28 protein-coding genes are annotated in these 26205 nt (G+C 67.2%); 13 read left to right on the forward strand and 15 right to left on the reverse strand.

The genetic code is table 11. The annotated features are described in order from the left end of the window. Positions 1-13 precede the first annotated feature (13 nt). Positions 14-292, forward strand: coding sequence for a Cgl2226 family protein (locus CKJ82_RS10345; protein WP_095538071.1), 279 nt, complete (start codon positions 14-16; stop codon positions 290-292). A 3-nt stretch (positions 293-295) separates the two neighbouring features. On the opposite strand, the gene CKJ82_RS10350 is transcribed toward CKJ82_RS10345, so the two are convergent. Next, positions 296-1642: an MFS transporter gene (locus CKJ82_RS10350; RefSeq protein WP_095538072.1), complete on the reverse strand. Its 1347-nt coding sequence runs from the start codon at positions 1640-1642 to the stop codon at positions 296-298. A 136-nt stretch (positions 1643-1778) separates the two neighbouring features. Between CKJ82_RS10350 and thrC the strand changes: the two genes are divergently transcribed. Genes thrC through CKJ82_RS10360 form a run of 3 tightly spaced genes read left to right on the forward strand, consistent with a single transcriptional unit; the run spans position 1779 to position 4429 of the window. Next, on the forward strand, positions 1779-3221 hold the full coding sequence (gene thrC, locus CKJ82_RS10355; protein ID WP_095538073.1) for a threonine synthase: 1443 nt from the start codon (positions 1779-1781) through the stop codon (positions 3219-3221). A gap of 25 nt (positions 3222-3246) precedes the next feature. Continuing rightward, positions 3247-3384 carry a hypothetical protein gene (locus CKJ82_RS11870; protein WP_165765430.1) on the forward strand — a complete coding sequence of 46 codons (138 nt, stop codon included), beginning with the start codon at positions 3247-3249 and terminating at the stop codon, positions 3382-3384. Between the two features lies 1 nt (position 3385). Then, positions 3386-4429 carry a S1 family peptidase gene (locus CKJ82_RS10360; RefSeq protein WP_240510760.1) on the forward strand — a complete coding sequence of 348 codons (1044 nt, stop codon included), beginning with the start codon at positions 3386-3388 and terminating at the stop codon, positions 4427-4429. A 15-nt stretch (positions 4430-4444) separates the two neighbouring features. Here CKJ82_RS10360 and CKJ82_RS10365 read toward each other — a convergent pair whose 3' ends face one another. Next, complete coding sequence (locus tag CKJ82_RS10365; RefSeq protein WP_095538075.1) at positions 4445-5182, reverse strand: hypothetical protein; 738 nt, start codon at positions 5180-5182, stop codon at positions 4445-4447. 62 nt (positions 5183-5244) lie between these two features. Between CKJ82_RS10365 and CKJ82_RS10370 the strand changes: the two genes are divergently transcribed. From CKJ82_RS10370 to CKJ82_RS10385, 4 genes are read left to right on the forward strand one after another with little or no spacing between them, the layout of a single operon-like run. Then, positions 5245-5769 carry an NUDIX hydrolase gene (locus CKJ82_RS10370; RefSeq protein ID WP_095538076.1) on the forward strand — a complete coding sequence of 175 codons (525 nt, stop codon included), beginning with the start codon at positions 5245-5247 and terminating at the stop codon, positions 5767-5769. Next, on the forward strand, positions 5766-6350 hold the full coding sequence (locus tag CKJ82_RS10375) for a GH25 family lysozyme (RefSeq protein WP_095538077.1): 585 nt from the start codon (positions 5766-5768) through the stop codon (positions 6348-6350). Before CKJ82_RS10370 ends, CKJ82_RS10375 begins: the two co-directional genes overlap by 4 nt. 11 nt (positions 6351-6361) lie before the next feature. Beyond that, complete coding sequence (locus tag CKJ82_RS10380; protein ID WP_133064071.1) at positions 6362-7495, forward strand: HNH endonuclease signature motif containing protein; 1134 nt, start codon at positions 6362-6364, stop codon at positions 7493-7495. Positions 7496-7535: 40 nt separating this feature from the next. Continuing rightward, on the forward strand, positions 7536-8462 hold the full coding sequence (locus tag CKJ82_RS10385) for a 2-dehydropantoate 2-reductase (RefSeq protein WP_095538079.1): 927 nt from the start codon (positions 7536-7538) through the stop codon (positions 8460-8462). On the opposite strand, the gene CKJ82_RS10390 is transcribed toward CKJ82_RS10385, so the two are convergent. Further along, the gene (locus tag CKJ82_RS10390) at positions 8459-9388 is read right to left on the reverse strand and encodes a TDT family transporter (RefSeq protein ID WP_095538080.1); all 930 of its coding nucleotides are present in this window, start codon (positions 9386-9388) and stop codon (positions 8459-8461) included. The genes CKJ82_RS10385 and CKJ82_RS10390 overlap by 4 nt on opposite strands. 68 nt (positions 9389-9456) lie before the next feature. Between CKJ82_RS10390 and CKJ82_RS10395 the strand changes: the two genes are divergently transcribed. Continuing rightward, positions 9457-10311 (forward strand): CPBP family intramembrane glutamic endopeptidase, encoded by an 855-nt coding sequence (locus CKJ82_RS10395; protein WP_095538081.1) that lies wholly within the window; start codon positions 9457-9459, stop codon positions 10309-10311. On the opposite strand, the gene CKJ82_RS10400 is transcribed toward CKJ82_RS10395, so the two are convergent. Further along, positions 10277-10555, reverse strand: coding sequence for a DUF4236 domain-containing protein (locus tag CKJ82_RS10400; RefSeq protein WP_095538082.1), 279 nt, complete (start codon positions 10553-10555; stop codon positions 10277-10279). The two genes, CKJ82_RS10395 and CKJ82_RS10400, sit on opposite strands and share 35 nt — an antisense overlap. A gap of 154 nt (positions 10556-10709) precedes the next feature. Here CKJ82_RS10400 and CKJ82_RS10405 point away from each other — a divergent pair, with 154 nt between their 5' ends. Continuing rightward, the gene (locus tag CKJ82_RS10405) at positions 10710-11312 is read left to right on the forward strand and encodes an META domain-containing protein (protein ID WP_095538083.1); all 603 of its coding nucleotides are present in this window, start codon (positions 10710-10712) and stop codon (positions 11310-11312) included. Here CKJ82_RS10405 and CKJ82_RS10410 read toward each other — a convergent pair whose 3' ends face one another. After that, entirely contained in the window at positions 11313-11786 is a 474-nt protein-coding gene (locus CKJ82_RS10410) for a hypothetical protein (protein WP_095538084.1), read from the reverse strand. A 19-nt stretch (positions 11787-11805) separates the two neighbouring features. Beyond that, entirely contained in the window at positions 11806-12066 is a 261-nt protein-coding gene (locus tag CKJ82_RS10415) for a helix-turn-helix transcriptional regulator (RefSeq protein ID WP_095538085.1), read from the reverse strand. Positions 12067-12226: 160 nt separating this feature from the next. On the opposite strand from CKJ82_RS10415, the gene CKJ82_RS10420 reads away from it, so the two are divergent. Continuing rightward, positions 12227-12841: an META domain-containing protein gene (locus CKJ82_RS10420; RefSeq protein ID WP_095538086.1), complete on the forward strand. Its 615-nt coding sequence runs from the start codon at positions 12227-12229 to the stop codon at positions 12839-12841. Between the two features lie 172 nt (positions 12842-13013). Further along, the gene (locus CKJ82_RS12075; RefSeq protein WP_240510761.1) at positions 13014-13313 is read left to right on the forward strand and encodes a carboxymuconolactone decarboxylase family protein; all 300 of its coding nucleotides are present in this window, start codon (positions 13014-13016) and stop codon (positions 13311-13313) included. A 47-nt stretch (positions 13314-13360) separates the two neighbouring features. On the opposite strand, the gene glnA is transcribed toward CKJ82_RS12075, so the two are convergent. Further along, the gene (glnA, locus tag CKJ82_RS10430; RefSeq protein WP_095278165.1) at positions 13361-14797 is read right to left on the reverse strand and encodes a type I glutamate--ammonia ligase; all 1437 of its coding nucleotides are present in this window, start codon (positions 14795-14797) and stop codon (positions 13361-13363) included. A 116-nt stretch (positions 14798-14913) separates the two neighbouring features. On the opposite strand from glnA, the gene CKJ82_RS10435 reads away from it, so the two are divergent. Next, positions 14914-15375, forward strand: coding sequence for an RDD family protein (locus tag CKJ82_RS10435; protein WP_095278163.1), 462 nt, complete (start codon positions 14914-14916; stop codon positions 15373-15375). A 30-nt stretch (positions 15376-15405) separates the two neighbouring features. On the opposite strand, the gene CKJ82_RS10440 is transcribed toward CKJ82_RS10435, so the two are convergent. The 8 genes from CKJ82_RS10440 to sucB all read right to left on the reverse strand — a co-directional run bounded on the left by CKJ82_RS10440 (position 15406) and on the right by sucB (position 26118). Then, positions 15406-16710: a threonine/serine exporter family protein gene (locus CKJ82_RS10440; protein ID WP_095538088.1), complete on the reverse strand. Its 1305-nt coding sequence runs from the start codon at positions 16708-16710 to the stop codon at positions 15406-15408. Between the two features lie 28 nt (positions 16711-16738). After that, positions 16739-17527 carry a DUF4191 domain-containing protein gene (locus tag CKJ82_RS10445; RefSeq protein WP_095538089.1) on the reverse strand — a complete coding sequence of 263 codons (789 nt, stop codon included), beginning with the start codon at positions 17525-17527 and terminating at the stop codon, positions 16739-16741. Between the two features lie 74 nt (positions 17528-17601). After that, on the reverse strand, positions 17602-18645 hold the full coding sequence (gene lipA / locus CKJ82_RS10450) for a lipoyl synthase (protein ID WP_095538090.1): 1044 nt from the start codon (positions 18643-18645) through the stop codon (positions 17602-17604). Positions 18646-18679: 34 nt separating this feature from the next. Continuing rightward, positions 18680-19468 carry a lipoyl(octanoyl) transferase LipB gene (gene lipB, locus CKJ82_RS10455; RefSeq protein ID WP_095538091.1) on the reverse strand — a complete coding sequence of 263 codons (789 nt, stop codon included), beginning with the start codon at positions 19466-19468 and terminating at the stop codon, positions 18680-18682. Positions 19469-19515: 47 nt separating this feature from the next. Beyond that, positions 19516-19908 (reverse strand): glycine cleavage system protein GcvH, encoded by a 393-nt coding sequence (gene gcvH / locus CKJ82_RS10460; protein WP_095278151.1) that lies wholly within the window; start codon positions 19906-19908, stop codon positions 19516-19518. Between the two features lies 1 nt (position 19909). Then, positions 19910-20998 carry a glycine cleavage system aminomethyltransferase GcvT gene (gene gcvT, locus CKJ82_RS10465; RefSeq protein WP_095538092.1) on the reverse strand — a complete coding sequence of 363 codons (1089 nt, stop codon included), beginning with the start codon at positions 20996-20998 and terminating at the stop codon, positions 19910-19912. 28 nt (positions 20999-21026) lie between these two features. Next, a complete protein-coding gene (gcvP, locus tag CKJ82_RS10470; protein ID WP_095538093.1) occupies positions 21027-23867 on the reverse strand; it encodes an aminomethyl-transferring glycine dehydrogenase in 2841 nt (946 codons plus the stop codon). A gap of 175 nt (positions 23868-24042) precedes the next feature. Then, on the reverse strand, positions 24043-26118 hold the full coding sequence (sucB, locus tag CKJ82_RS10475; protein ID WP_095538094.1) for a 2-oxoglutarate dehydrogenase, E2 component, dihydrolipoamide succinyltransferase: 2076 nt from the start codon (positions 26116-26118) through the stop codon (positions 24043-24045). Positions 26119-26205: the final 87 nt, after the last annotated feature.

Genomic DNA, 26205 nt, shown 5'->3' on the forward strand with positions numbered 1-26205 from the left:
GTAGAGTGGGGGCATGGCTGTTCACTTTTCCATTGATCTGACCGATGCGACCTACGCCGACCTGGTGGCGCTGGTGGAGGGGGCGCGTGTGGCGGGCGTCGATAAGCGTGCCGCGCTGCACCTTGAAGATACGACGCTGTCGCTCGAGATCGAGCCCGATGCGCGGACCGAGCGCAGCGCCGCGCGCGAGCACGCACCGGCGACGGGCGGGCAGCTGCCGCAGCTTGGCGACGCCGCCATCCGCTCCGTCGTTGACATCCTGACCGGGCGCCAGGAGCCGCCCCGGCGGTAGGGGCTACGCCTGCTGCAGCTTCTGCCGCTCGGCGGGCGCCTCGTTGACGATCTTGACGCGCGGTGTCGCGGTAAGGCGCTGCGCCTTGCGGCGCGACACGAGCAGGCCGATGAGCAACACCGCGGCCGTGACGTAGAAGGCGATCCAGGCGAGCTGGAAGTCGTGCCACTGGTAGGTCTGCCCGTGCGAGGAGTGGTCGAGCAGCACGCCGACGGTCTGCGCGCCGATCATGGTCGCGACGAACCCGCCCATGTTGCCCAGGCCGGTGCCGGTGGCGACCATGTTGGTGGGCAGGTTTTCGCGCACGGCGTCGAAACCGAAGTTCGAGGTGGGCACGCACAGGCCCATGATGATGGCCATGGTGAGGATGGCCGCGTAGCTGCGCGGCTCGCTGGGCAGGAAGAAGATGATCCACGCCAGCGGGGTGACGCCGCCGAGGATGAGGGCGCCGAGGTCGCGGCTCGAGCCCATGCGGGCGGAGACCGCGCCGACGAACGGCGCCGAGGCGATGTTGACCACCGTGAACAGGATGAGCACGGTGCCGGCCTGGCTTTCGGTAAGGCCCATGCCGAGCGTCATGAGCGGCAGGCCCCACAGGAGGCAGAAGCTGAACATCCAGAAGATGACCCAGCCGTGGATGAAGAATGCCTCCCAGGCGATGGGGGAGCGCAGGACCACGCCGAGCACCTCCTTCATCGGGGTGCGATCGTCCTGGCGCTGCTGCTTGATCTCGCGGCGCTGGCCGGGCGTCATCTCGGCCCACTCCGGGGTGTCGGCGACTGCGATCGCGGCGAGGAGCGCGACAAGTAGGCCGAGCGCGCCGAGGGAGACGAAGGAGACGGTCCAGCCCTTGGCGGTGAGCAGGGCGAGGAAGGGGACCGCGGAGAGGAACTGGCCGAGCTGGCCGAGCGCCGCGGTGAGCTGGGTGAACAGCGGGGTCTTCCGCGGCGGGAACCAGTAGGGCAGGATGCGCATGCCGGACAGGAACGCGGTGGCGTCGCCGGCGCCGATGAGGACGCGGGCGACAATCGCCACGCCGTACGACGTGGTCAGGCCGAGGACGATCTGCCCCACGGCCATGATGATGGCGCCGGCGACGAGCATGAAGCGGGGGCCGAGCCTGTCGATGAGCAGCCCGGTGGGGATCTGCGCGAAGGCGTAGACGCCGACCTGGACTGCGGTAAAGACTGCGATTCGTGATGCGTCGACGTTGAATCTGTCGATAGCTTCCACGCTTGCCACACCGAAGGAGGTGCGGCCGAGGATGGCTACGGCATACACAGCGACTGCGCCGAACCACACGATGAGGGCTTTGGTTGTCAGTTGTTCGCGTGGATGATTGTTTGCCATGGCAATGAATGGTAGTACCCTAACGCCCGTTATGTTTAATTGGGATTACCTTTGAGGCAGCTGGTGCGCGTTGCACAGTCCGTTGCGCCGCAAGAATATCTACGAATTCCAACCCGGTCCCGTAAACTCGACGCCCGTGGATTACATTTCAACTCGCGATACGACCGCCTCACCGCACAAGTTCACCGACATCCTGCTCGGGGGATTGAGCGCCGACGGCGGCCTGTTCATGCCGGCCACGTATCCGCGCCTGGAGCCCTCGCTTCTCGACGCCTGGCGTGACCTCCTCGCCGCCGAGGGGTACGCAGCCCTTGCGGCCGAGGTTGTGAAGCTGTTCGTGGACGACATCCCGCCAGCGGTGATCGAGGAACTCACCGCCAAGGCCTACAGCACTTCCAAGTTCGCGCACCCGGACATCGTCCCGGTCACGGAGCTGGATGAAACGCTCTCCATCGCCCACCTGTCCGAGGGCCCCACCGCCGCGTTCAAGGACATGGCGATGCAGCTGCTCGGCGAGCTGTTCGAGTACGAGCTGACCCGCCGCGGCGAGGCGCTCGCCGTCCTGGGCGCGACCTCGGGCGACACCGGCTCGTCCGCCGAGTACGCGATGCGCGGCCGCTACAACATCCGCGTCTTCATGCTCACCCCAGCTGGCCGCATGACCCCGTTCCAGCAGGCGCAGATGTTCGGGCTGGACGACCCGAACATCCACAACATCGCCCTCGACGGCGTCTTCGACGATTGCCAGGACGTGGTCAAGGAGGTCAACGCCGACGCCGCCTTCAAGGCCAAGTACTCCATCGGCGCGGTGAACTCCATCAACTGGGCGCGCCTGCTTGCGCAGACCGTCTACTACATCTCGACCTACCTGCGCGTGACCGAGTCGAACGACGAAAAACTCTCGTTCGCTGTACCGACCGGCAACTTTGGTGACGTGTGCGCGGGCTACGTCGTTAAGCGCATGGGCCTGCCCATCGACCGCCTCATCGTGGCCACGAACGAAAACGACGTGCTCGACGAGTTCTTCCGCACCGGCAACTACCGCCCGCGTTCCTCGGCGGAAACCCAGGCCACCTCGTCGCCGTCCATGGACATCTCGAAGGCATCCAACTTCGAGCGCATGCTTTTCGACGCCCTCCAGCGCGACGCCTCCGCCACCAAGCGCCTCTTCGGTACCAAAGTGAAGGAGGGCGGCTTCGACCTGGACGATCTGGGCGGCCAGGAGGTCCTGGACCGCATCCGGAACGACTTCGGCTTCGTCTCGGGCTCGTCCACCCACGCCGACCGAGTCGCCACGATCAAGCAGACGTGGGAGGAGCACGGCGTGATGGTGGACCCGCACACCGCCGACGGCATCCACGTCGCACGCGGCCTTGCCGGCGAGACCGACACCCGCATCGTGGTCCTGGAGACCGCGCTGCCGGTCAAGTTCGCCGACACGATCGTCGAGGCAACTGGCCGCGAGCCGGAGGTGCCGGAGCGCTTCGCCTCCATCTTGGCCGCCGACCGCCACGTCACGGACCTGCCCAATGACGCCGAGCGCGTCAAGCAGTTTATCGTCGATATCCTCGGGCAGTAAGCCCCAGCACGAAAAGGAGCACACCATGGCACAGGAACAGTTCGCCGGCCCCGACTACTTCACCGAGTTCGACCCGGAGAAGTTCATCCGCGACCTGAAGATCCAGGCATCCGGCGACACTGACTCGGAAAATGACGAGGAGGAGCACTCGGACGCCGAGTAGCGTGACCCACCCAAACGATTCATCGACCGGCAACCACGCCAGGAAGTACCAGCCGACCTACGGCGAGCGCTGGACGTTCCCGGAGCCCGCGCCGCAGCACCGCGCCGCACCCGCCCCGAGCAGCAGCACGTCACGCACCGTGAGCTGGGTGGTCTGCATCGTCGCGGTCGCCCTGTTCGTCGCCTCCGTGGTGTGGCTCGGCTTGACCACCTCGCAGCTGCCCACCGGCTCCGTCGAGGAGCGCCAGGCGCGCGAGGCGGTGCAGACCCCGCTGGAGACGGAGGCCGCCGAGTCTGACGGCCAGGCCAACCTGGTCCGCGTGCCAGCGTTCGCGCTGTGGGCGCCCGGTACGCGCATCCAGACGACAGACCACCAGCCGCAGCCCGGCGAGAGCTTCACGGCGCAGTCGTGCACCGTCGCGTTCAGCTTCAGCGACGCGGCGGGCCAGCACTACGCCGTCACCGCGGGGCACTGCGGCCACGCCGGCGACCTCGTGTGGCCCACGAACGCCTCGCGCGCCTTCGACTACGCGCACGAAGTCGGCCAGTTCGTCTACTCGGGGCTGTTTGCTCACGACGCCAGCGCCTCCGACGGCATCGACGTCGGCATCATCAAGATCACCGACCCGGACCGCTACATGGACGTGATTGGCGACCCAATCCCCACCGGCATCGCCGACGAAGTCCCGCCGGTGGGCCACGTCTGCAAAACCGGCGCCACGACCGGCTACACCTGCGGCGAGTTCGAAGACACGCAGCGGGTGCAGATCGTGAACGCGGGTGACGACGAGGACCGCGAAACCTTCGGCGACATCGCCGCAGTCTGCGCCGCCGCCGGTGACTCTGGCGGCCCGGTGTTCACCCACGTCAACGGCCGCGCCGTAATCATCGGCATCGTCTCCGGCACGGAGGCCGGCCGCAGCGGCGAGGACTGCTGGGAGGGGATGGAGAACCCGAAGCTCATGTCCTACTCAAACGTCGAGCAGATGATGACCGTGATCGACCAGGTCGTGCCGGACGCGCAGTGGGAGACGCAGCGCTGGTAGCGCTGCGCTGCAAAGCTACCAGGATTGGCCAGGCTCCGGCATGCCCCACTTCTCGCGCAGCGCCGCGCCGGTCGGTTCGTGCTTGTAGGTGTGCGGCCGTGAGGGATTCGCCTCCATGATGGTGAGCTCGTCCTCCGTGAACGCCTCGAAGGTCGCGCGGTCCAGGTACGGGCGCAGGCCGAACTCCTCCCATGCGGGCTGCAGCGCCTCCACCTGCTCGTGCGTCGCGTCGAGCCAGTACAGCTGCGCGAGTTGGCCGCCACCCTGGCGCTCCAGGTTGTTGGTCACCGTGACCGAGTTGGCGCCGTGCTCGTCGCCGAAGTGGAGGAGGTCGGCGATGGTCTGTGGCGGGAGCGTCGTGAAGCAAAAGCCCAGCAGCTCGAAGCGCATGTTGTCGGGTGTCTTGAGGGTGAGCGTGTCCAGGCAGTTCTGCTCGAGCAGGCGCGAGATGTGGCCGGCGGTCTCCGCACTCACCATGGCGGTGGGGGTGAGGTCACCGCGCAGCATCACGCCGGTTTTCGTGGCGCCTACCTGCGCGTCGGCGATGACATTGGGGCGGACGCTGGCGGCGACGTTGGGGGCGTCGGCAGGCGCGGGGTTCCAGGCGGTAACCGGCGGCGCCGGCGTCGTCTGCGTGGTGCGCGCGTTGGTCTGGTAGCTGGTCAGCGCCGCGATCATGACCACGAGCGCGATCAGCACCGCGCCGTAGACGGTGACAAATACGGCTTTGGGGAGGCGCTTCAGGGTGTGCATCGCAGCTCATCCTAGCCGACGTAGACTCGTGGGCACGCGAACGACGAACGAAAGGACACGCCGTGCCAATCCCGGAATTTATCGTGCAGATCCGCGAGAAGATCGGCAACGACCCGCTCTGGCTGCCGTCGGTCGCCGCGATCGTGCTGCGCGATTCCGCCGACCAGTCCGCCTGGGCCGTGCCCGATGTGCTGCTGGTGCGGCGCGCCGACAACGGCGAGTGGACCCCGGTGACCGGGATCGCAGAGCCGGGGGAGCAGCCGCACGACGCGGCGGTGCGCGAGGTGCGCGAGGAGACCGGCATCGAGGCTACGCCCGCCGCGATCCTTGGCGCGGGGTCCGTCGGCCCTCTCGTGCACGCCAACGGCGACCAGGCCAGCTACATGTCCGTGCAGCTGCGCCTCGAGCCGGCCGACCCCGCCGCGGAGCCGGTGGTAGGCGACGACGAGTCGACCGAGGTCGGCTGGTTCCCCATTTCGCGCATGCCCGTCACGGACCCGAAGTGGCGCCTGGCCATCGCGGACGCGGCCGCCCAGCGCCGCCACCCCGCGTCGTTCACGCCGCGGATGGGGCTGTCCAAGCGGTGAGGCTCGGCGTCGACTGCTCCGAATACCAGGCCGGCCTCGAATTCGCCGGCTTCGACTTCGCGGTCCTGCGCACCACCGACGGCACCTACCAGGACCCGTGCTTCGAGCAATTGCTTCTCGACGCCCACTCGTCCCACTGCTCCCTGTCCACATACCACTACCTGCGCAGCCCGTCGGAGGGCACGACCGTCGCCGAGCAGGTCGGCGCCGCCCTCGACGTGTTGGGTGGGAGGCGGCTGCCGATGTGGCTCGACGTGGAGTCACCCGCGGGGCTTTCGCTTGCCGACGTCCGCGCCGCCGCCACCGCCTTCCGCACCGCCGGAGTGCCCGTCGCCGGCGTCTACACCACGGCCCGCTACTGGCGACGCCACATGCTCTTGGCCAACCCGGCGGAGTTCGGCGCGCTGTGGTTGGCGCAGTGGGGCGACAACTCGGTGACCGACCCCGCGCGCCTCGGGCCGTGGCCGCGGCCGCTCGGGTTCCCGGCACCGCAGGTGTGGCAGTTCACGTCCCGCGGGCGCGTCGGCGGGATCGCGGTGGATCTCAACCTTGCGGTTGCGGGGTGCGTGGGGGTGGGCTAGGTTGTGGGCCTATGGGGGAGGAACAACTACGGGCCTTTTTGGCCTTCCGCGCTGGGGGTATTGCCACGCTCCGGCTCGTCGACGAGGCCGGGTTGGACGCGCCCGCGCTGGTGGGGATGGGCGCGGCCGAGGACTACGCGGACACGCTGGTTCGGCTCGCACAGCGGTTCTTTCGGCCGACCAGCCACTCGCGCTACCAGGCCGAGGCACGCTCCGCGGCGGAAGCCAATAGTCACTGCATTGAAACGCTGGAGCTGATCGAGCGCACCGCTCGCCGCATCAGCAACCCGACCAAGCGTTGGGAATACACCGCCGAGCTGTGCGCCGCGCAGGGGGACACCGCCACCATCGCAAAGAAGGCCGCCCGGCTGCGCAAGGACTTCATCGCGCCGCGCGTGCCCGAGGACGGGGTGCGGATCCAGCGCGACATGAAAAACGACAAGTTCATCATCCGGCTCACCGGCCCTACCAACCGACTGCAGGACGTGGTCACCACGTTCGAAACGCCCGACGAGCGGGGCAAGCCCATCGATGCGATCGACTGGATTGTCAACAACCGGCGCATCGTCCAGGCGCCGGTGGCGGTGCACGCCATTGTCACCGACAAGGACATCGACCACGTACTCGCAGGCACCGACGACAGGGACGACACCGAGCCGGTCGTGGTCACCAACACCGGGGTGCGCATGACCACTAGCCAGTTGCTCCAGCGCCGGATCCTGCCGGACGGCTACATCACGCTCGCCGCGGAGCACCTTGGCCCGATCAACACCCACCGCATGCGCCTCGCGTCCCGGGTGCAGCGGCTCGCGTTGGAGGTGGACTCGCCGACGTGCTGCTGGCCCGACTGCAACGCGCCGATTTCCAAGTGCCAGGCCCACCACCTCACCGAGTACGCGCACGGGGGAGAGACCACCCCGGCGAACATGTGCTGGCTGTGCCCGCACCACAATGCCGTCAACGGCGACCCGAAGCGCGGCCGCATGACCCGCATCAACGGGCGCATCGCGTGGGTCGGTCCGAAGTACGCCGCGCCGCGCTTCACCGGCCGGGCCTACGCCGATACCGGCGCCGTGATCGGCGGGCCGGCCCAGGGCGCGCCGGCCGGTGAGCCCACCTACGCGGGACCGTCGCCACCGGAGTAAAGGCGCACGCGGCGGCGTGCGCGCGGATAGACTGTGCACCATGAAGGTGGTGTGCATTGGTGCGGGCGCGATCGGCGGGTACTTCGGCGGCGTGCTCGCAGAGGCTGGTCACGAGGTGTCGTTTGTCGCGCGCGGGAAGACGCTCGCGGCGCTCAGGCAGCGCGGCGTGCTGCTCAGCCGCGGCGACGAGCCGGCGCGCGCCGTCCGGGTCCACGCGGCGGAGCACGCCGGGGAGGCCGCGGACCTGATGGGCGGGGCGGACATCGTGGTTGTCGCCACGAAGGCGGTGCCGGATAACCCGACGTTCGCGGACCTCGCGGACGCGCGGCAGCTCGGCGGCGTGCCTATCGTCACGACGCAGAACTCGGTCGAAATCCACGACACCGCCGCGCGCATTTTCGGCGCCGACCGGGTCCTCGCCGGGGTGGCGCGCTGCTACGCCACGCGCGTCGGGCCGGCAGAGATCGTGCTCAATCCCGGGCCTTTGGCGTTGAGCTTTGGGCCGGTGGCGGGGGCGTCGATAAGCGAAACTGCCCGGACGTTCCGCGCGGCGCTGGATGAGGCAGGGATCGGCGGCGAGCTGTACGCGCCGGGCGACGTGCTTACGGACGTGTGGTCAAAAGCCATGTTTGTCACCACCACGGGCGCGCTCGGCGCGGTGGCCGGCGTGCCGATGGGCGTGCTTCGCGACGCTTTGCGCCCCCAACTCCGCGCCCTCATGAAAGAAGTCGAGGCCGCAGCCCGCGGGCTTGGCGTGCGGCTGGCGGCGGACGCGGTCTCGCAAACCCTCGCGTTTGCGGACCAGCAATACGCGGGCGCGACGAGCTCGATGCAGCGCGACATTGCGGACGGACTGCCGAGCGAACTCGACGCGCAGGTCGGCGCGATCCGCCGGCAGGCCGCCGCTGCGGGCGTGCCCACCCCGCTGCTGGATTACACCTACGCGGTGCTCGCGGTGCGCGCCTAGCTGGTGCGCCCCTCCGCCACCCAACTGACGAACCGGCTCGAGCACAGCGCCCAGTGCGCGACGAGCAGCACCGGGATGCTCAGTGCGATCGCGTCCAGCCACTGCGACCCGCTGACCATCGCCATCTGGTGTCCGCCCATGCTGACGGTGCCCGGCGGGAAGGTGCACGACCACCATGCCGGCGAGTACGGCACCCAGCGCGCGGCGTTGGGGTAGAAGGTGATCATGGCGTAGATCGCGAGCGGGATCGCGATGATCAGCGCGACCAGGCCGTAGTAGATGGAGACCGGGCCGGGGAAGAGGATCTGCATCGCGGTTGTGGATTGCCCGACCACGCCGAGCGGCACCCACGCGGTGGCGGACTTCGCGCCCTCGAAGTCGACGCGGCCGTGCCAGGCGGCCCAGTAGACGCGGGCGAACGTCGGCACCGCGGTAAGCAGCGACATGACAAACAGGGCGGTGCCCATCACGTGGTAGAGCGGGCCGTAGTCGTGCGCGAGCCAGCCGGAGACGGACGCGGAAATCATCGGTCCGACCAGCGGCAGGCCCCAGGTGAACCGGGGCTGGCCGTCGAATCGCGTGAGCTGGATCGCCCAGGTGATGACGGTGACTGGGCCGCCGATCCAGAAGCCGATGAGCCTGTACACGCCGTCGCCGGTGAGCCCGGACAGCGCGGCGCCGAGCGCGAGGATGCCGATAAAGTACATCGACCACTCGGCCATCGTGGTGCGCTCGAAGCTGGGCTGGCGGTAGCGCGCAAAGCCTACGGTGAGCACGACCAGGATCACGCACGCGATGGCGGCGAAGACGCCGGCGAGGAAGAGGAGGTCCTCCTCGACGAGCAGGCGCGCGACGATTGAGGTGCCCATGAGGCTGCCGCCCCACGCGGGGCCCGGGGGCGGGAGTTGGCGAAATTTGTCAGTCACGGGCTTATGGTAATCCCTATTGCTTCACGACGCCACGCTACCCCACCCCAGCGGCGTATCATGAAGTTATGGGTTCCTATCATATGCTCGGCCGCGACGGGGCCCCGCGCGTTGCCTGGTGGCGTCCGCTTCTCGAGTTCGTCGTCGTCCTCATACTCTTCTTCGGCATCTTCGCCGCGATGCTGGCGCTCTTCAGCGCGGCGGATCAGTTCTTCAACCCGTCGGTCAAAGCGATGGGCGAGTTCGAGTTCGTGGACACGCCTTGGCTCGCGCTCGCGGCGGGGTCAATAGAGTCCGCGACGATCCCCGCGGCGTTCATCGCCGCGTGGTTGCGGGGCCGGCGCCCGGCCGCGCTGTGGTCGGTGGAGCGCCGTTTCCGGTGGCGCATCTTTGGCATCGCGCTGGTGCCGGCGCTCGTCGCGTTCGGTGCGGAGCTAGGGTACACGCTGTGGCGGAGCGAACCCGCGGACGGTGCGTTCACCGCAGAGAACTTCGGTGCGTTGTGCATCCTCGTCGCGCTCATCCCGCTGCAGGCGCTGTCGGAAGAGCTGGTGTTTCGCGGCTCGCTGGTGCAGGCAGTAGGGCAGTGGACCCGCTCGCCGTGGGTGGCCTACCTCGTCCCCGCGTTGATGTTCGTCTCCGTCCACGACTACGGCTGGCGAGGCCAGCTCAGCGTCGCGACGTTCGCGCTCTGCGGCGCGTTCCTCACGTGGGCAACGGGCGGGCTAGAGGCGTCGTTGGCAGTGCACGCCGTGGCGAACACGCTCGCGATCCTACCGGATCCCTTCCACGTGCCCGTTGCGGGCTTGGCTGAGGCGACGGTGGGGGATGCGGTGGCGTCGATAGGCGCGACCGTGCTCGCCACCGCCGCGATTTGGTGGCTGGTGGCTAGCGGTACTGCTGCGAAATCTCGTCGAAGCTAGCCTGCTCCTTGCCAACCTGCTTGCGCTGCTGCTTCGCGCGCTTCTTCCTGCGCACCTGGTTCGGGGTGTCGCGCTCCTCGTAGCGCAGGCCGGGGATCCCGGTGCGCATCGTGCGCGTGCGGCCGCCGTTGGAGTTGAACGTGTAGCGGAACGGGCCCGAGCCGACGGACGCGGAGAGGCCGGATCCGGACATCGTGAACCGGAACGGCCCGAACTTCTTGGAGCGGCGGAAACGGAACGGCATGGGGGCTCCTTATCGACGTAGCGTAAAAGTCCCTCAAGCGTAGCAAAGACCACCCCACACTCGACCTTGGTGCGCGTTGGCAGGACCGTAACGCTTTCATAAGACGTGTTCGTTTCAAGGGAGATCGCGCCGGGGCGCCGGTACGTTGGTCCGCATGGCTAACCAGATCGTACGGAAATTGACCACCAAGACGGCTGCCGCGGCGGCGATCGGCGCGCTGGCGCTCAGCGGCGTCGGTACGGCGGGTGCGCAGGACCTGTCGTCTGTGCCGAGCGTCGCAAGCCTGAACGTGTCTGACTACGTCGATACCGACCGGCTTGGCGAGCTCAACGCCACCGTGCTTGGCGGCGCGAGCGGGAAGGCGGCGGAGCAGCGCGCGTCGCAGTCGTCCGTCGTGACCACCCTGCCCGCCGACGCGCAGCCGTTGCCCAAGTCGCAGGCGCAGCGCGCGGTGACCGGGCTGCTCGAGGCGAAGCAGAGCCAGGCGATGACCGTGGAGCTGCGCGCCGACGGCACGCTCACCTACAGCGACGGCTGCAACTCCGGCAACGGCCTGTACACCATCGACGACGCCGGCGCGCTGCACGTCAGCGGCCTTTCGGAGACCCGCGTCATGTGCGATTCCGCGACGATGAACAACGCCGCGGCGCTGAAGTCGGTGCTGCAGTCCGCCCCGGCCGTGTACCAGGTTGCCGGTGGCGTCGCGCTCGGGAGCGCGGCGAAGGCGATCGAGTTCACCAAGGCCGCCGCGCAGTAGCTACTCGCCGGCGATGAGCGCGTCGCGGTTGATCTTGCCCGCCAGCGAGCGCGCCACCACGAACGGGATCCAGAGCATCTGGCAGAAGAGCAGTTTGGCAAAGAACAGCGCCACGTCCAGGCTTGACGGTTCGAATCCGAAGCGCGTCGCGAGCGCCAGGAATCCTGCCAGGACAAACATGGCGGTTGAGGAGAAGATGGACCAGCTTAGTCCCTCGTCGCGAGCCTCGATGTGCCGCTGGGTCTCGTACTCGTCGAGCTCGGCGCGCGGCATGTCGGCCCCGCCGATGGACTTGCGAAGCAGCAAGATTCCGACCGCGGCGAGCGCACCCCCACCGAGCCACAGCGCAGTGGACACGGTGGGGTTGAAAAATTGGAGGACCGCAGCGAGCAGCACTATTGCGATTCCGACGTCGGTGGCCAGGGTGAGCCTCTTTCGCTTCACGACGATCGCGTGAACATCTTTCGGCGCCATGGGGAGTCCTTTCGGGGTTTTAGGGTGTGCGGTAGATCTCGGTTGACATTGGCGTGAACTCGGTACGGGAGAACACGGCTTCCACCGGCAGCCCGAAGACGTCGCAGATTTTGAAAGCGAGGTCGAGGCTGGGGTAGTGGTCGCCGCGTTCGAGCGCTCCGATGGTTTGTGGATTGACTTCAACCGCTTCCGCGAGTTGCCCGCGCGACATGTCCCGTTCGGTGCGCAGCACGCGGATACGGTTGAAGATCGGATCCGCAGGTCTTTTCTTTGGGGACATGACTCAGAGTGTTGTATAAACACAACGGATTGTCAACTGTTCGCGTTAATTTTCATGCGACTTTCAGCTGCGACCGCCGCGTTTAGGAGCGCCCTGGAGAAACCGTTCTAGTTCTCTCAAGGTGGTTGATTTGGCGGTTTTGCTCGGTAGGTTGAGGGCCATGGTTTCCAAGATCATGAAGACACTGTCAACCGCTACCATTGCCGTCGCCCTGATGGGTGGCGCTACCGGCACCGCACACGCACAGGAGCTGCCGCAGGGCCTGTCGTCTGACCCCGCGATCGTCGAGAGTGCTGCGGGGCTCAGCTCCATCCTCATCGGCGGCGCACCGGCGCTGCCGGGTTCCAGCGCTCAGCTGCCGGGTGCTTCGGCCGAGCAGGGCGGCCTGATTACCGCCCTGCCCGAGCACGCGCAGCCGGCACCCGAGCACCTGCGTGGCCCCGCTGTTGAGCGCCCGCTGCAGGCGAAGGCCAACGAGAACGTGACCATCGAGTTCAACCCGGACGGCACCCTGACCTACGGCGACGGGTGCAACTCCGGCAACGCCACCTACCACTTCGACGAGCAGGGCAAGCTGCACGTCGGCGACCTTGCCGAGACTCAGGCGCTGTGCGACCCGGCCGCTATGGCCGCCGCCGACGACCTGAAGACCATCCTGCAGGCCAACCCGGACGTCTACATCTTGGACCGCGACACCATCGCACTGGGCAGCCAGGGCCACGGCATCGAGTTCATTGAGGCGAAGGCCACGATCAGCGAACCGCAGGGAGGCTAAGAACGCGACCCACGAGAAACGATGCACTCGCGGCCCGGGCCACTTTGGTCCGGGCCGCGTAGCATCGTTCTATGACTGCACACAGAAAACCAATTTCGAAAGTCGCCTACGCGCCAATGCTCGGGCTGGAAACGTAGGACAAGCGCGCGTCGACAAGCGCTATTCGCACCTGGTGCAGCTGCGGGCTTCCGCGCTCAACCAATGCGTGTATTGCCTGGCCATGCACCGTCGTGATGCGAAGAAGGACGGCTGGAGCGAAGAAAAGATCAGCAGCACCGAGCGCTGGACCGACTACAAGGAGCAATTCTCCGACGAAGAGTGCGCAGCACTCGAGCTCACCGACGCCGTGACCCGAATCCACGGGGAGGAGTCCGTGCCGGACGAGCTCCGGAATCGGATCGGCATCACCACACGTCTTCACCCGCGCAGCATTTCCGGAGTTGGCGACTTCGACCTAGGCATCCGGGTATAAGTAAACCCCGAGGGAACACCCTCGGGGTTTTGACTGACGCGCGCGAGCTAGCAGTCGAAGTACATTTCGAACTCGAGCGGCGTCGGCCGCAGCTGGGCCGGCGCGATCTCGTCCTCGCGCTTGAGCGTGAGGTAGGTCTGGATCAGGTCGTCGGTGAAGACGTCACCTTCGGTGAGGAAGTCATGGTCCGCCTCGAGGGCGGCGAGCGACGCCTCGAGCGAGGTCGGTGCCTGCGGGATCTCCTTCGCCTCCTCCGGCGGGAGCTCGTAGAGGTCCTTGTCCACCGGGGCGTGCGGCTCGATGCGGTTCTTGATGCCGTCGATACCGGCCATCATCATCGCGGCGAAGCCGAAGTAGGGGTTGCCCGACGGGTCCGGCGCGCGGAACTCAATGCGCTTGGCCTTCGGGTTGGTGCCGGTGATCGGGATGCGGATCGCGGCGGAGCGGTTGCGCTGCGAGTACACCAGGTTGATCGGCGCCTCGAAGCCCGGAACCAGGCGGTGGTAGGAGTTCAGCGTCGGGTTGGTAAACGCGAGCACGGCGCCAGCGTGCTCGAGGATGCCCCCGATGTACCAGCGCGCCAGGTCGGACAGGCCGCCGTAGCCGGACTCGTCGTAGAACAGCGGCTCGCCGTCCTTCCACAGCGACTGGTGGGCGTGCATGCCCGAACCATTGTCGCCGGCCAGCGGCTTCGGCATGAACGTCGCCGTCTTGCCAAACTGGGTCGCCGTGTTCTTCACAATGTACTTGAAGTCCTGCAGGTCATCAGCCGCGTGCAGCAGGGTGTTGAAGCGGTAGTTGATCTCCTGCTGGCCGCCGTTGCCCACCTCGCGGTGGAAGCGCTCGATGTGGAAGCCGGCCTGGTCGAGGTTGCGGACCATCGCGTCGCGCACGTCGACGGTCTTGTCGTACGGCGGGACCGGGAAGTAGCCGCCCTTGTAGCGGTTCTTGTAGCCCAGGTTCGGGTTACCGTCGGCGTCGGATTCCTTGCCGCGGTTCCACCAGCCCTCTTCCGCGTCGATCTCGTAGAACGCGCGGTGGCCCTCGGCCTCGTAACGGATGGAGTCGAAGAGGTAGAACTCGGCCTCGGCACCGAAGCTGCAGGTGTCCGCAATGCCTGTCGACGCCAAGTAGTCCTCCGCCTTGCGCGCCACGTTACGCGGGTCACGCGAAAAGGCCTCGTGGGTGAACGGGTCGTTGACAAAGAACTTCACGTTCAGCGTCTTCGCCTCGCGGAACTGGTCCAGCTTCGCGGTGGCCAGGTCCGGCATGAGCGTCATGTCCGACTCTTCAATGGTGGTGAAGCCGCGGATGGAGGAGCCGTCGAATGCGAGGCCCTCTTCCATGACATCCTCATCAAACATGGACGCCGGGATGGAGAAGTGGTGTTCGCGGCCGGGAACGTCGGTGAACCTGACGTCGACGAATTCGACTTCCTCGTCCTTGATGAATTTTGTTACGTCCTCGATATTTTCGAAAGACACGTGCTATCTCCTTACGGCGACAATGTGAACCACACCAAGTTTAGTCGAATGCCCTGCCACGGTCGCGGACCCCGCCCATTTTCGTGGCTCGCGCGGCGCAGCTAGGCTTGGTCACCATGGCAGGATCGAAGAGTTGGCGCGAAGGCCCGGAAATGCCGAACCAATTCGGCGGCACACCGGAGTACCCAGGGCAGACGTTGGGGCTGCCGGCGGAAGGGCCGGGCTCGCAGGCGTCGGTAATGCGGCGCGCGGGCGGCGTCCTCATCGACTGGGTCCTCGCGTGGGCGATCGCGACGCTGATTACCGCCACCACGGATGCGCTGGGAGACACCGCCACCCTGACCTATCTCATTTGGATCGTCCTGGGCATCCTCACCGGTTGGCTCATGGCCCGCACGCCCGGGATGGCCATGCTGGGCATGGGCGTCGCGCGTGTCGACGCCACCGAGCCCGTCGGCCTCTGGCGCGCCGCGCTGCGCACCGTCCTGACCGGGTTCGTGTTCCCGGCCGCGATCGTGGATGCGGACGGCCGCGGCATGCACGACCGGGCGACGAACACGACGGTGATCCGCGGCTGAGAAGGGGGAAGTGGGGGCGTCGATAAGCGACTAGCCCGGCGTGCCGCCGAGGTTTTCGCGGAAGTCGATGTGGTGCTGGAACGCCCAATTGCGGTCCGTGATGAGGCGGGCGACGGTAAGCCCGCCGGAGAGGAAGAGCACCGCGAGGACGACCTCGGTGGTGGCGCTGATGCCGCCGGTGACGTCGCCGCTGGTCAGCTCCTGCATCGCGGCGTAGATCGTGGTGCCGGGGATCATCACGACGGTCGCGGGGATGGTGACCGTGGAGCGCGGGACGTGGAAGTGCTGGCCGAGCCAGCGGCCGAGAATGCCGATGGTGAGCGTGCCGAGGAAGCACGCGAGGAAGTACCGCATGTCGGCGTGGAGGAGGACGAGTCGCAAGACGTTGGCGACCGTGCCGAGCGTCGCGGCGAGGAGCGCCATGCGCCGTGAGGCGTTGAAGATGATGGCAAAGCCGCCGATACTAAAGAAGCTGGCGACGGCTGCGGCGAGGTAGAACCCGAGCTCCGGCTCCGCGGAGATGTGCGGCGGCGGGGGAGCGCTGGTGATCATGGCGATCACGGCGACGGTGAGCATCATGGCCACGATCACTTCGAGCGCGTAGAACAGCCGGGGGATGCCGGCGCTGAAGTCGAAGCGCGACAGGTCATTGAGCGCCACGAACAGCGGGAAGCCGGGGATGAGGTAGAGGATCGCGGCGACGAAGCCGGCGGAGAGCTGCGTGTCCGCGCCCGGCACGAGGAGCGACAACAGCAGGAAGAGGATGGTGGAGACGGCGCCGGCGATCATCACCACGCCGAGCTGGAGGAATCGCTTGTGCGCCAGGCGCTGGCGCACGAACTGGCCGACGCCCGCAGCGATCACCACCAGCACTGCGGTGAGCAGGGAGAAGCGGTTGAGGATCGCGAACCCGCCACACGCCAGGCCCGCGGCGAGCGACGCCACGAGGGGGCTCCAGCGAGGGGTGTGGATGTGCTCGATGTCGTCGAGAAGCGCGTTGACTTCCTCGGCGGTGGCGTAGTGGTGCAGTTCGTGGCGGCTAAAGTTTTCCAGCGCCTCAATGCGCGAGGCGTTCACGCCGGGCACCGGGAGCACGGCGGCGAGGGTGCGGAACCGCTCGCCGCGGTGGAACGTGCAGGTGAGCGTGTCGAGCCCGACGATGACGTCCGCGTGGTCGAAGCCGAGCGCGCGGGCGCACCGCTTCACGGCGCGGATGACTCGGTAGGCGGGCGCGCCGGAGGTGAGCAGCATTGAGCCGAAGCGCAGCGCCGTGCTGGCCTCTACGCCCATGCCGAAGTGCTCGTCGCTGCCGTGGTGCGTGTGGTCGATTCGCATCGTCGTCTCCGGTTGCCGCCCGGTCGCTCTACTTACCCTTGCGCTGCTGCATGCGGCGCATGCGGCGGTTCATACCCGCCATGTTCTGTGCCTGACGAGGCATTGGGCCGCCCGGCATCCCGGCGACCTGGCCGGGGCCCTTGCGGTTATCCATCGCCTCAAGCTTGGCGTTGAGGGAGTAGACCTCGTCCTTCTTGTAGTTCTTCGGCAGCTTCAGCAGGTGCTTCTGCAGGTCACGGACGGGAACCTGGTCCTCGCCGTCGCCGGCGTAGACCTCGTGGATCGGCACGCCCGCCAGGAGGCGGTCGACGCGCTTGTGCTCCTTCGCCATCATCGGCTTAAGGCGGTTCGGGTTGCCCTCTCCAACCAGCACGACGCCGGGGTTGCCCACGACGCGGTGGATGGTGTCCATGTGGGTGTTGGCCTGGACGCCGTTCTTGGTCAGCCAGACGATGCCCATGGTGTTGCGCATGTTTTCCAGGGTCCAGCCCGCGGCGCCCGGGGTGTCGCCGACCTCGTCGTACATGGACTTCTCCAGGCGACGGGAGAACAGCCACATCGCCAGCACAGCACCCAGCAGCAGGCCGATGACCAGCATGAACCACTGGCCGCTCCAGAGCAGGCCGATGAGGAAGAACAGCAGGCCCACGCCGAGCACCGAACCCAGCATGATGGGGACGAGCGCCTTGTCGCGCTCCTTTTGCATCTTGAACGCCTGCCACACCTGGCTGCGCGTCTGCTTGCTCTTCGCGCGCTTCGCGGCGCGCTCTTCCTTCTTCGCGGCCTTCGCTGCGGCCTTGTCATCCTGCTTCGCCATGCCGCCAATGTTAATGGCACGCCCCGGGCAAGCAAAAAGAAACGCCCGCCGGTGAGGCGGGCGTGAAGCAGTGCTTAGCGAGTGACCACGGGGTGGTCCTGCGACGGGCCGTACTTCTTCAGCAGGGTCGACGCCTCCTGCGTCGTTTCGCCCTGCGAGGTCTCCTTGAGGTGCTTGAGGTTCTCGGGCAGCTCGCGGCCGTGGTGCTCCATCGCCTGGACGTAGAGCTTGCCGGCGCGGTAGGAGGAACGCACGAGCGGGCCGGACATGACGGCGGCGAAGCCCATGTCGTAGGCGGCGTCGCGGTATTCGATGAACTCCTCCGGCTTCACCCACCGGTCGATCGGGTGGTACGTCGGGCCGGGACGCAGGTACTGGGTGATGGTGATGATGTCGGTGCCGGCGTCCTGCAGATCTGCCAACGCCTCGAGGATCTCCTCGCGGGTCTCGCCCATGCCGAGGATGAGGTTGGACTTGGTGATCAGCCCGAAGTCGCGCGCCTGGCGGATCACGTCCAGCGAGCGCTCGTAGCGGAACGCCGGGCGGATGCGCTTGAAGATGCGCGGCACGGTCTCAACGTTGTGCGCGAAGACCTCGGGGCGGGCCTCGAAGACCTCCTGGAGCAGGTCCGGCTTGCCGGAGAAGTCCGGGGTGAGGTTCTCCACACCGGTGTGCGGGTTGAGCTCGTGGATCTTGCGCACGACCTCGGCGTAGAGCCACGCGCCTTCGTCCTCAAGGTCGTCGCGGGTCACGCCGGTGATGGTGGAGTAGTTGAGGTTCATGCCGCGGACCTCTTCGGCCACGCGGCGCGGCTCGTCGCGGTCCAGCGGGTCGGGTTTGCCGGAGGCGATGTCGCAGAAATCGCAGCGGCGGGAGCAGCGGGAGCCGCCGATGAGGAAGGTCGCTTCGCGGGATTCCCAGCATTCGTGGATGTTGGGGCAACCGGCCTCCTGGCACACGGTGTGCAGGCCTGCGCCCTTCACCTTTTGTTTCATGTCCTCGTACTCGGGCCCCGTTTTGACCTGGTTGCGGATCCACCGCGGTTTGGACTCGATGGGGGTTTGCGCGTTGCGCTTTTCGATTCGGAGGAGCTTTCTGCCATCTGGTGCTACAGTCACGTTTTCTACGTTAACTGACGTGTCAAGCGCTGCGTTACCGCGGTCGCTTCTTCAGCCCCTTCGTGGGGTCCGGCGCCGAGGCGAAGGTGTGGTTTGCCACCGTGAGCTCGCCGGACAGCGCGCGGTCGAGGTGGTGGAGGAGCCTTGGGGCGATTGCCGACGCCCGCGTGTCCCTCCCCAACTCCAGACTCATGGTGGTCACGTCGGCGTCGTCAATGCCGCAGGCGACGATGTGCGCGTAGTGGGCGAGCGTGTTATCGCAATTGAGGCTCAGCCCGTGCATGGTGACGCCGCGGGTGATGCGGATTCCCAGGGCCGCAATCTTGCGGTCGCGCGTCGGTGCCGACGGGTCGGCGGCGCGCGTGGTGTGGGGGACCCAGACGCCGGAGCGCCCGTCGATGCGGCCGGCGGTGGTCACGCCCGCCTCGCGGACCGTCTCAATGAGCGCTTCTTCCAGGCGGCGGACGTAGTCGACCACGTCAACGGGCTCGGCGAGCTTGATGATGGGGTAGACCACCAGCTGGCCCTCGCCGTGCCACGTGATGCGCCCGCCGCGGTCCACGTTGACCACGGGGACGGGGTAGTCGGCGTCGGGCATGTCCTCGGGCTGCGTGCGCTTGCCCGCAGTGAACGTGGAGGGGTGCTCGAGGACGAGCACGGTGTCGCCGACCTCGCCCTTCGCGCGCTTCGCCGCGAGCTCCGCCTGCAGGTCCCACGCCTCCTGGTACGGCACGACGCCGAGGTCGCGCACCTCGAGCGGGGTGGCGGCGTCGGCGCGGATGGATTTGTCGGCGGGGAAAAATGGGTCACGCGGGGCAGTCATGCTTTCGCATTCTAGCCCCGCGTGAAGTGGTGGGTGTTTAGCCCTGTTTAGCCCTCGACGCCGTTCTCTGCGGCGTACTCGTCGGCGGTCATAAGCTCGCCGACGGACTCTACCTCGACCTCGAAGAGCCAGCCGTCGCCGTACGGGTCATTGTTGATGGCCTCGTACGCGCCGTCGATGTCCTCGTTGACGGCGGTCACGGTGCCGGTGACCGGGGAGAACAGGTCGGAGACGGACTTGGTGGACTCGACCTCGCCGCAGTGCTCGCCGGCGGTCACGGTGTCGCCCACCTGCGGCAGCTCGGCGAAGACGATCTCGCCCAGGCGATCAGCGGCCACGTTGGTAATACCCACGCGCACGGTGGCGCCGACGGCGGTGTCCGGGGTGGCGTTGATCCACTCGTGGTCCTCGGAGTAGTAGAAGTCCTTCTGCAGTGCCATGTTAGGCGTCCTTTCGGGAGTAAAACGGGGTCTCTACGATAGTAAACGGATAGCGACGTCCACGGATGTCAATTTCCACAGCCGTGCCAACCTCCGCGTGCTCTGGCGCGATGTGCGCCAGAGCAACAGGGTAGCCCAGCGTCGGCGAAGGCTGGCCGGAGGTGACCACACCGATGCGTTCCTCCGCGCCCGGCAGGAACACCTCCGCGCCCTCGCGCGCGGCGCGGCGCTGCTCGGAGGTCAGACCGGCGATGACTACAGACGGCTCGCGGCCAGTCAGCGCGTCCTTGCCCACAAAGTCCGCTTCCTTCTTGGCAAAGGCGCGGCCCATCCCGGCCTCCACCGGGGTGATGCTGGTAGTGAGTTCGTGGCCGTAGAGCGGCATCGACGCCTCGAGGCGCAGCGAGTCGCGCGAGGCGAGTCCGCACGGGGTGCCGGAGCCGATCACGGCGTCCCACACCGCTTGGGCGTCTGCGTTGGCACAGAACAGCTCGAAGCCGTCCTCGCCGGTGTAGCCGGTGCGCGCGACGAACACCTCGACGGATCCGCCGCCTGCCGGGTGCAGGGTCATCCAGGCGCCGGAGTAGTAGGCGAGGGTGTCGGCGTCGTCGCTGAGCAAAGGCTCGAGGACCTTGAGCGCATTCGGGCCCTGGACTGCGACGAGCGCCACGGCCTCGGAGTCGTTGCGCAGCTCAACGTCGAAGTCGCCCTTGCGCGCTTCAAATGCGGCCCACACGGTGGCGGTGTTGGCGGCGTTGGGCACGACCATGAAGTGGTCGTCGGCCATCTTGTAGGTGATCAGGTCGTCCAGGATGCCGCCGTCCTCGGCGACGATCATGGAGTACTTCGCCTTGCCCACCTTGAGGATGGACATGTTGGAAATCAGGGCGTAATCCAAAAACGCGGCGGCGTCGGGGCCCTTGACGTCGATCTCGCCCATGTGGGAGAGGTCGAAGATGCCGACGGCGCTGCGCACCGCGCGGTGCTCGTCGAGCTCGTTGCCGTACTTCAGCGGCATGTTCCAGCCGCCGAAATCGGTAAACGTGGCGCCCAGCTTCTCGTGGGCTGCGTGCAGGGGAGAGGTAGCCATGAGGGTTCTCGCTTTCAGTGGGAGGGGACTATTCGCCGGTGTTGATGCCAAAGGCTTCCGGCGGCGGGCAGGCGCAGACGAGGTTGCGGTCGCCGTACGCCTCGTCGATGCGGCGCACCGGCGGGAAGTACTTCGCGTGCACGAGCCGGTCGACCGGGTAGGCCGCCTGCTCGCGACTGAACTCGTACGGCCAGTCGGAGCGCACCACGGAGTGGGCGGTAAACGGCGCGTGGTGCAGCACGGAGGATTCGTAGGCGACGCGGCCGTCGATGATCTCCTGGATCTCGGCGTGGATGGAACGCATCGCCTCGACGAAGCGGTCCAGCTCGGCCAGGTCCTCGGATTCGGTCGGCTCGACCATGAGGGTGCCGGCGACCGGGAAGGACAGCGTCGGCGCGTGGAAGCCGTAGTCCACCAGGCGCTTCGCCACGTCCGCGGCGGTCACTCCGGACTTGTCGGTCAGCTCGCGCAGGTCCAGGATGCACTCGTGGCCCACCATGCCGTTGTCGCCGGTGTAGAGGACCGGGAAGTACTCGTTGAGCTGGCGCGCGAGGTAGTTCGCGCCGAGCACCGCGTGCTGGGTCGCGGCCTTAAGCCCCTCGGCACCGCTCATGGCGATGTACGCCCAGGAAATCTGCAGCACGCCCGCGGAGCCGTAGAGGCTCGCGGCGACGGGGACGCCGGCGTCGCCAGGCACCGGCGCCGAGGCCTGCTCGAGCGAGACGTTCGCGTCACCCGGCAGGAACGGGATGAGGTGCTCGCCCACGCCGATCGGGCCCACGCCCGGGCCGCCACCGCCGTGCGGGATGGTGAAGGTCTTGTGCAGGTTGAGGTGGCTGACATCGCCGCCGAAGTCGCCGGGGCGCGCGATGCCGGTGAGCGCGTTCATGTTCGCGCCGTCGATGTAGACCTGGCCGCCGGCCGCGTGGACCTTGTCGGCCACAGTGCGCACGGTGTCCTCGTACACGCCGTGGGTGGACGGGTAGGTGAGCATGATCGCGGCGACGTGCTCGCCGTGCTTCTCCAGCTGCGCGTCGAGGTCGTTCAGGTCGATCGAGCCGTCGTCGGCGGTCCTGATCACCACGACTCGCAGGTTCGCCAAGCTTGCCGACGCCGCGTTCGTCCCGTGCGCCGACGCCGGGATCAGGCAAATGTCGCGGTCGGTATCGCCGTTTGCCACGTGGTAGCGGCGGATCGCAAGCAGGCCGGCGAGCTCACCGGTCGCGCCCGAGTTGGGCTGCAGGGACACCTCGGCGTAGCCGGTGATGCTGATGAGCCAGGTGCGCAGGTCGTCGATAAGCGTGGCCCAGCCCTTCGTGTATTCGGCCGGGGTGAAGGGGTGCACGTTGGCGAATTCGGGCCAGGTGATGGTCTCCAGGCCCGCGGTGGGGTTGAGCTTCATCGTGCAGGAGCCGAGCGGGATCATCGTGCGGTCCAGCGCGAGGTCCTTGTCGCCAAGGGTGCGGATGTAGCGCATCATCTGCGTCTCGGAGTGGATCGCGTTGAACGTCTCGTGGGTGAGGAACTCCGTGCGGCGCTCCAGCGCCTCGGGCAGGCGCGGTTCGGCGGACTCGGGCGCGGTGGCGCCGAACGCGTCGAGGAGTGCCGCGAGGTCGGCCTCGGAGGTGTCCTCGCCGAAGGACACGCCGACGGTGGTCGCGTCGATCGAGCGCACGAGGTAGCCGGCCTGGGCAAGCTTATCGACGACCCCCTGCGCGTCCGACACCTCAACCGCCACCGTGTCGAAGAAGTGCGCGTGCTTGACGCGCGCGCCGGCGGCCTCCACACCTGCGGCGAAGCGCGTGGCGAAGTCGTGGACGGTGCGCGCGATTTCGGTCAGGCCGGCGGGGCCGTGATAGACCGCGTACATGGAGGCCGCCACAGCCAGCAGCGCCTGGGCGGTGCAAATGTTGGAGGTGGCGCGCTCGCGACGGATGTGCTGCTCGCGCGTCTGCAGTGCGAGGCGGTAGGCGGGAAAGCCCTCGGCGTCCTTGGACACGCCGACCAGGCGGCCCGGCAGCTGGCGCTTGAGCTTCTCCGGCACCGCCATGAAGGCGGCGTGCGGGCCGCCGTAGAACAGCGGCACGCCGAAGCGCTGGGTCGAACCGATCGCGATGTCAGCACCAAGCTCACCCGGCGACTCCAGCACGGTCAGCGCGAGGATGTCGGCATCAACGGTGACGAGGCCGCCGCGTTCGTGGATCGCCTCGATAACCGGGCGCGGGTCCGCGATGTCGCCCTCGGTGCCCGGGTAGGCCAGCACGGCGCCGACGAGATCTTCGCCGACGACCCCCTGCGACAGGTCCGCGACCTCGACCTCGAGGTCGATGGCGCGGGCGCGCTCGCTGGCGACGGTGATCACCTGGGGGTGCAGGCGGGCGTCGAGAAGCACCCTGCGTCCCTTGCGCACCGCGCGCGACATGAGGCCGACGGCCTCGGCGGCTGCGGAGGCCTCGTCCAGCAGCGATGCGTTGGCAATGTCCAGGCCGGTGAGGTCCTGCACCATGGTCTGGAAGTTGAGCAGCGCCTCCAGACGGCCCTGGGAGATTTCCGGCTGGTACGGGGTGTAGGCGGTGTACCAGCCGGCGTCCTCGATCACGCCGCGGCGGATCACCGGCGGGGTGAGCGTGGAGTTGTAGCCCTGGCCGTAGAAGGCCTTGAGCACGGTGTTCTGGCTTGCGATCTCGCGCAGGCGATCCTGCGCCTCGTACTCCGTGAGCGCCTGCGGCAGCTGCAGCGGCCCGTCAGCGAGGATGCCCTTCGGCACCGCCGCGCTGATCAGGGCGTCCAGCGACTCGTAACCCAGCGCGTCCAGCATTTTCCGCTGCTCGCTCTGGTCGGGGCCAATATGACGGGAGATGTAATCCAACAGGTGCTCCTTGGTCGAAAGTGGTGCCAAACACTGTCAGTATACGGTCTGGGCCTTAGGTGACTCGAACTGTGGGGGAGTCCCAGAACGCACACAGCGGCCCGGCCCCCGTTCGTGGGGGACCGGGCCGCTGTGTGGCTGTGCCGTTGATCCAGCGCCGGATCAGTCGGCGAAATTACAGGGCGAGGTCTGCTTCGAAGTCGCCGACCTCGATGCGGTCCTTGATCGTGGTGATGAAGCGACCTGCGTCTGCGCCGTCGACCAGCTGGTGGTCGTAGCTGAACGGCAGGTAGCACATCTGGCGGATCGCGATGGAGTCGATGCCGTCCTCGGTGACGATGACCGGGCGCTTCTCAATCGTCGCCGTGCCCAGGATGCCCGCCTGCGGCGGGGTGAGGATCGGGGTGTCCAGCATGGCGCCCTCGGAGCCGATGTTGGTCACCGTGAAGGTAGCGCCGGTCAGGTCGTCCGGGCGCAGCTTCTTGTTGCGGGCGCGCTCGGCGAGGTCCTTGATGGCCTTGGCAATCTCGGCGAGGTCCATGTCCTGCGCCTTCTTGATCACCGGCACGAGCAGGCCCTGCGGGGTGTCCACAGCAATGCCGATGTTCACGTCGGAGTGGTAGGTGATCTCCTTGGTCTCCGCGTTGTAGGACGCGTTGACGTTCGGGTGGGAGACCAGCGCCTCGGCCGTCGCCTTGATGAAGAAGGCGAGGTAGGTGATGTTCGTGCCGTGCTTCTCCACGAAGGCCGGCTTGACCTTCTTGCGCAGCTCTGCGACGCGGGTGACGTCGACCTCCTGCACGTGGGTGAGCTGGGCGGTGGTCTGCAGGGACTCGACCATCTTCGCAGCGGTGATCTCGCGGATGCGGTTGACCTTCTGCGTGGTGCCGATGAGCTTCTGCTTCTCCGGGTCCACGGACTTGGTGGACCAGTTTGCGCGAGCACCCTTGGCGGCCGGCTTCTCGGCCGCGCCCTTGTCAGCTGCGGACTCGCCGTTGGCGGCAGCCAGCACGTCCTGCTTGCGGATGCGGCCGCCAACGCCGGTGCCCTCGACGGTGCTGAGGTCAACGCCGTGCTTGTCGGCCAGCTTGCGCACCAGCGGGGTGACGTACGGGACGTTGCCACCGCGGTTTGCCAGCTTCTCGGAAGCGCCCGCCTTCGGGGCCTCCTTCTTGGGTGCCTCTTGCTTCGGGGCAGCCTTCGGAGCTTCCTGCTTCGGCTCCTCGGCCTTGGCCGGAGCCTCTTCCTCTTCCTCAGCCTCGTCGGCTGCGTCGTCTGCGCCAGCGGCAGCGGCGTCTGCGTCGCCGACAACGGCGATGGCACCGCCGACCTCGATGGTGTCGTCCTCTTCAGCCAGGATCTCCAGCAGGGTGCCGGCGACCGGGGACGGGATCTCGGTGTCGACCTTGTCGGTGGAGACCTCGAGCAGCGGCTCGTCGACCTCGACCTCGTCGCCGACCTCCTTGAGCCAGGTGGTGATGGTGCCCTCGGTGACGGACTCGCCGAGCTCCGGCATCTCAATCTTGGTGCCAGCGCCCGAGCCGGAGGACTTCTTCTCCTGCTTCGGAGCTTCCTGCTTCGGCTCCTCTGCCTTGGCCGGAGCCTCTTCCTCGGCCTCGGTCTCGTCGGCTGCGTCGTCCGCGCCAGCGGCAGCAGCGTCTGCGTCGCCGATGCGGGCGATGACCTCGCCGACCTCGACGGTGTCGTCCTCATCGGCCAGGACCTCAACCAGAGTGCCGGCGACCGGGGACGGAATTTCGGTGTCGACCTTATCGGTGGAAACCTCGAGCAGCGGCTCGTCGACCTCGACCTCGTCGCCGACCTCCTTGAGCCAGGTGGTGATGGTGCCCTCGGTGACGGACTCGCCAAGCTCAGGCATCTCGACGTCGGTCGCGGAGCCGGACGCCTTCGGTGCGGACTTGGCTTCCTGCTTCTCGGACGGCTTTTCCTCTGCGGCCTCGTCCTTTTCCTCAGCCTTGTCGGCGGAGTCGGCGGAGCCAGCGGCTTCCTCGCCCTCCTCGCCGATGATGGCGATGACCTCGCCGACCTCGACGGTGTCGTCTTCCTCAGCCTTGACCTCAATGAGGACGCCGGCGACAGGGGACGGGATTTCGGTGTCGACCTTATCGGTGGAGACCTCGAGCAGGGGCTCGTCTACCTCGACGGTATCGCCGACTTCCTTCAGCCACGTGGTGATCGTGCCTTCGGTGACAGACTCGCCCAGCTCGGGCATCTCTACGGAGTGCGCCATGTTTTCTCAGTCTCCTCGTAGTTCAAGGTTGTAACGGAAGCTATACAGAAAACAGGCTACCCGTATTCCCCCGTATTCGTCGCGTTT

This window comes from Corynebacterium gottingense (assembly GCF_002285125.1).
Lineage (GTDB): Bacteria > Actinomycetota > Actinomycetes > Mycobacteriales > Mycobacteriaceae > Corynebacterium > Corynebacterium gottingense.

Bases quoted from the DNA above. Each gene is read 5' to 3' on its own strand.
- CKJ82_RS10445 (WP_095538089.1), bottom strand. From the start codon at position 17,527: ATGGCGAAGCAGGATGACAAGGCCGCAGCGAAGGCCGCGAAGAAGGAA.
- sucB (WP_095538094.1), bottom strand. From the start codon at position 26,118: ATGGCGCACTCCGTAGAGATGCCCGAGCTGGGCGAGTCTGTCACCGAA.
- CKJ82_RS10380 (WP_133064071.1), top strand. From the start codon at position 6,362: ATGGGGGAGGAACAACTACGGGCCTTTTTGGCCTTCCGCGCTGGGGGT.
- CKJ82_RS10420 (WP_095538086.1), top strand. From the start codon at position 12,227: ATGGTTTCCAAGATCATGAAGACACTGTCAACCGCTACCATTGCCGTC.
- CKJ82_RS10415 (WP_095538085.1), bottom strand. From the start codon at position 12,066: ATGTCCCCAAAGAAAAGACCTGCGGATCCGATCTTCAACCGTATCCGC.
- CKJ82_RS10410 (WP_095538084.1), bottom strand. From the start codon at position 11,786: ATGGCGCCGAAAGATGTTCACGCGATCGTCGTGAAGCGAAAGAGGCTC.
- CKJ82_RS10400 (WP_095538082.1), bottom strand. From the start codon at position 10,555: ATGCCGTTCCGTTTCCGCCGCTCCAAGAAGTTCGGGCCGTTCCGGTTC.
- gcvH (WP_095278151.1), bottom strand. From the start codon at position 19,908: ATGGCACTGCAGAAGGACTTCTACTACTCCGAGGACCACGAGTGGATC.
- CKJ82_RS10405 (WP_095538083.1), top strand. From the start codon at position 10,710: ATGGCTAACCAGATCGTACGGAAATTGACCACCAAGACGGCTGCCGCG.
- gcvT (WP_095538092.1), bottom strand. From the start codon at position 20,998: ATGGCTACCTCTCCCCTGCACGCAGCCCACGAGAAGCTGGGCGCCACG.
- CKJ82_RS11870 (WP_165765430.1), top strand. From the start codon at position 3,247: ATGGCACAGGAACAGTTCGCCGGCCCCGACTACTTCACCGAGTTCGAC.
- CKJ82_RS10365 (WP_095538075.1), bottom strand. From the start codon at position 5,182: ATGCACACCCTGAAGCGCCTCCCCAAAGCCGTATTTGTCACCGTCTAC.
- CKJ82_RS10345 (WP_095538071.1), top strand. From the start codon at position 14: ATGGCTGTTCACTTTTCCATTGATCTGACCGATGCGACCTACGCCGAC.
- CKJ82_RS10350 (WP_095538072.1), bottom strand. From the start codon at position 1,642: ATGGCAAACAATCATCCACGCGAACAACTGACAACCAAAGCCCTCATC.
- lipB (WP_095538091.1), bottom strand. From the start codon at position 19,468: ATGACTGCCCCGCGTGACCCATTTTTCCCCGCCGACAAATCCATCCGC.
- CKJ82_RS10395 (WP_095538081.1), top strand. From the start codon at position 9,457: ATGGGTTCCTATCATATGCTCGGCCGCGACGGGGCCCCGCGCGTTGCC.
- CKJ82_RS10440 (WP_095538088.1), bottom strand. From the start codon at position 16,710: ATGCGAATCGACCACACGCACCACGGCAGCGACGAGCACTTCGGCATG.
- CKJ82_RS10435 (WP_095278163.1), top strand. From the start codon at position 14,914: ATGGCAGGATCGAAGAGTTGGCGCGAAGGCCCGGAAATGCCGAACCAA.
- CKJ82_RS10385 (WP_095538079.1), top strand. From the start codon at position 7,536: ATGAAGGTGGTGTGCATTGGTGCGGGCGCGATCGGCGGGTACTTCGGC.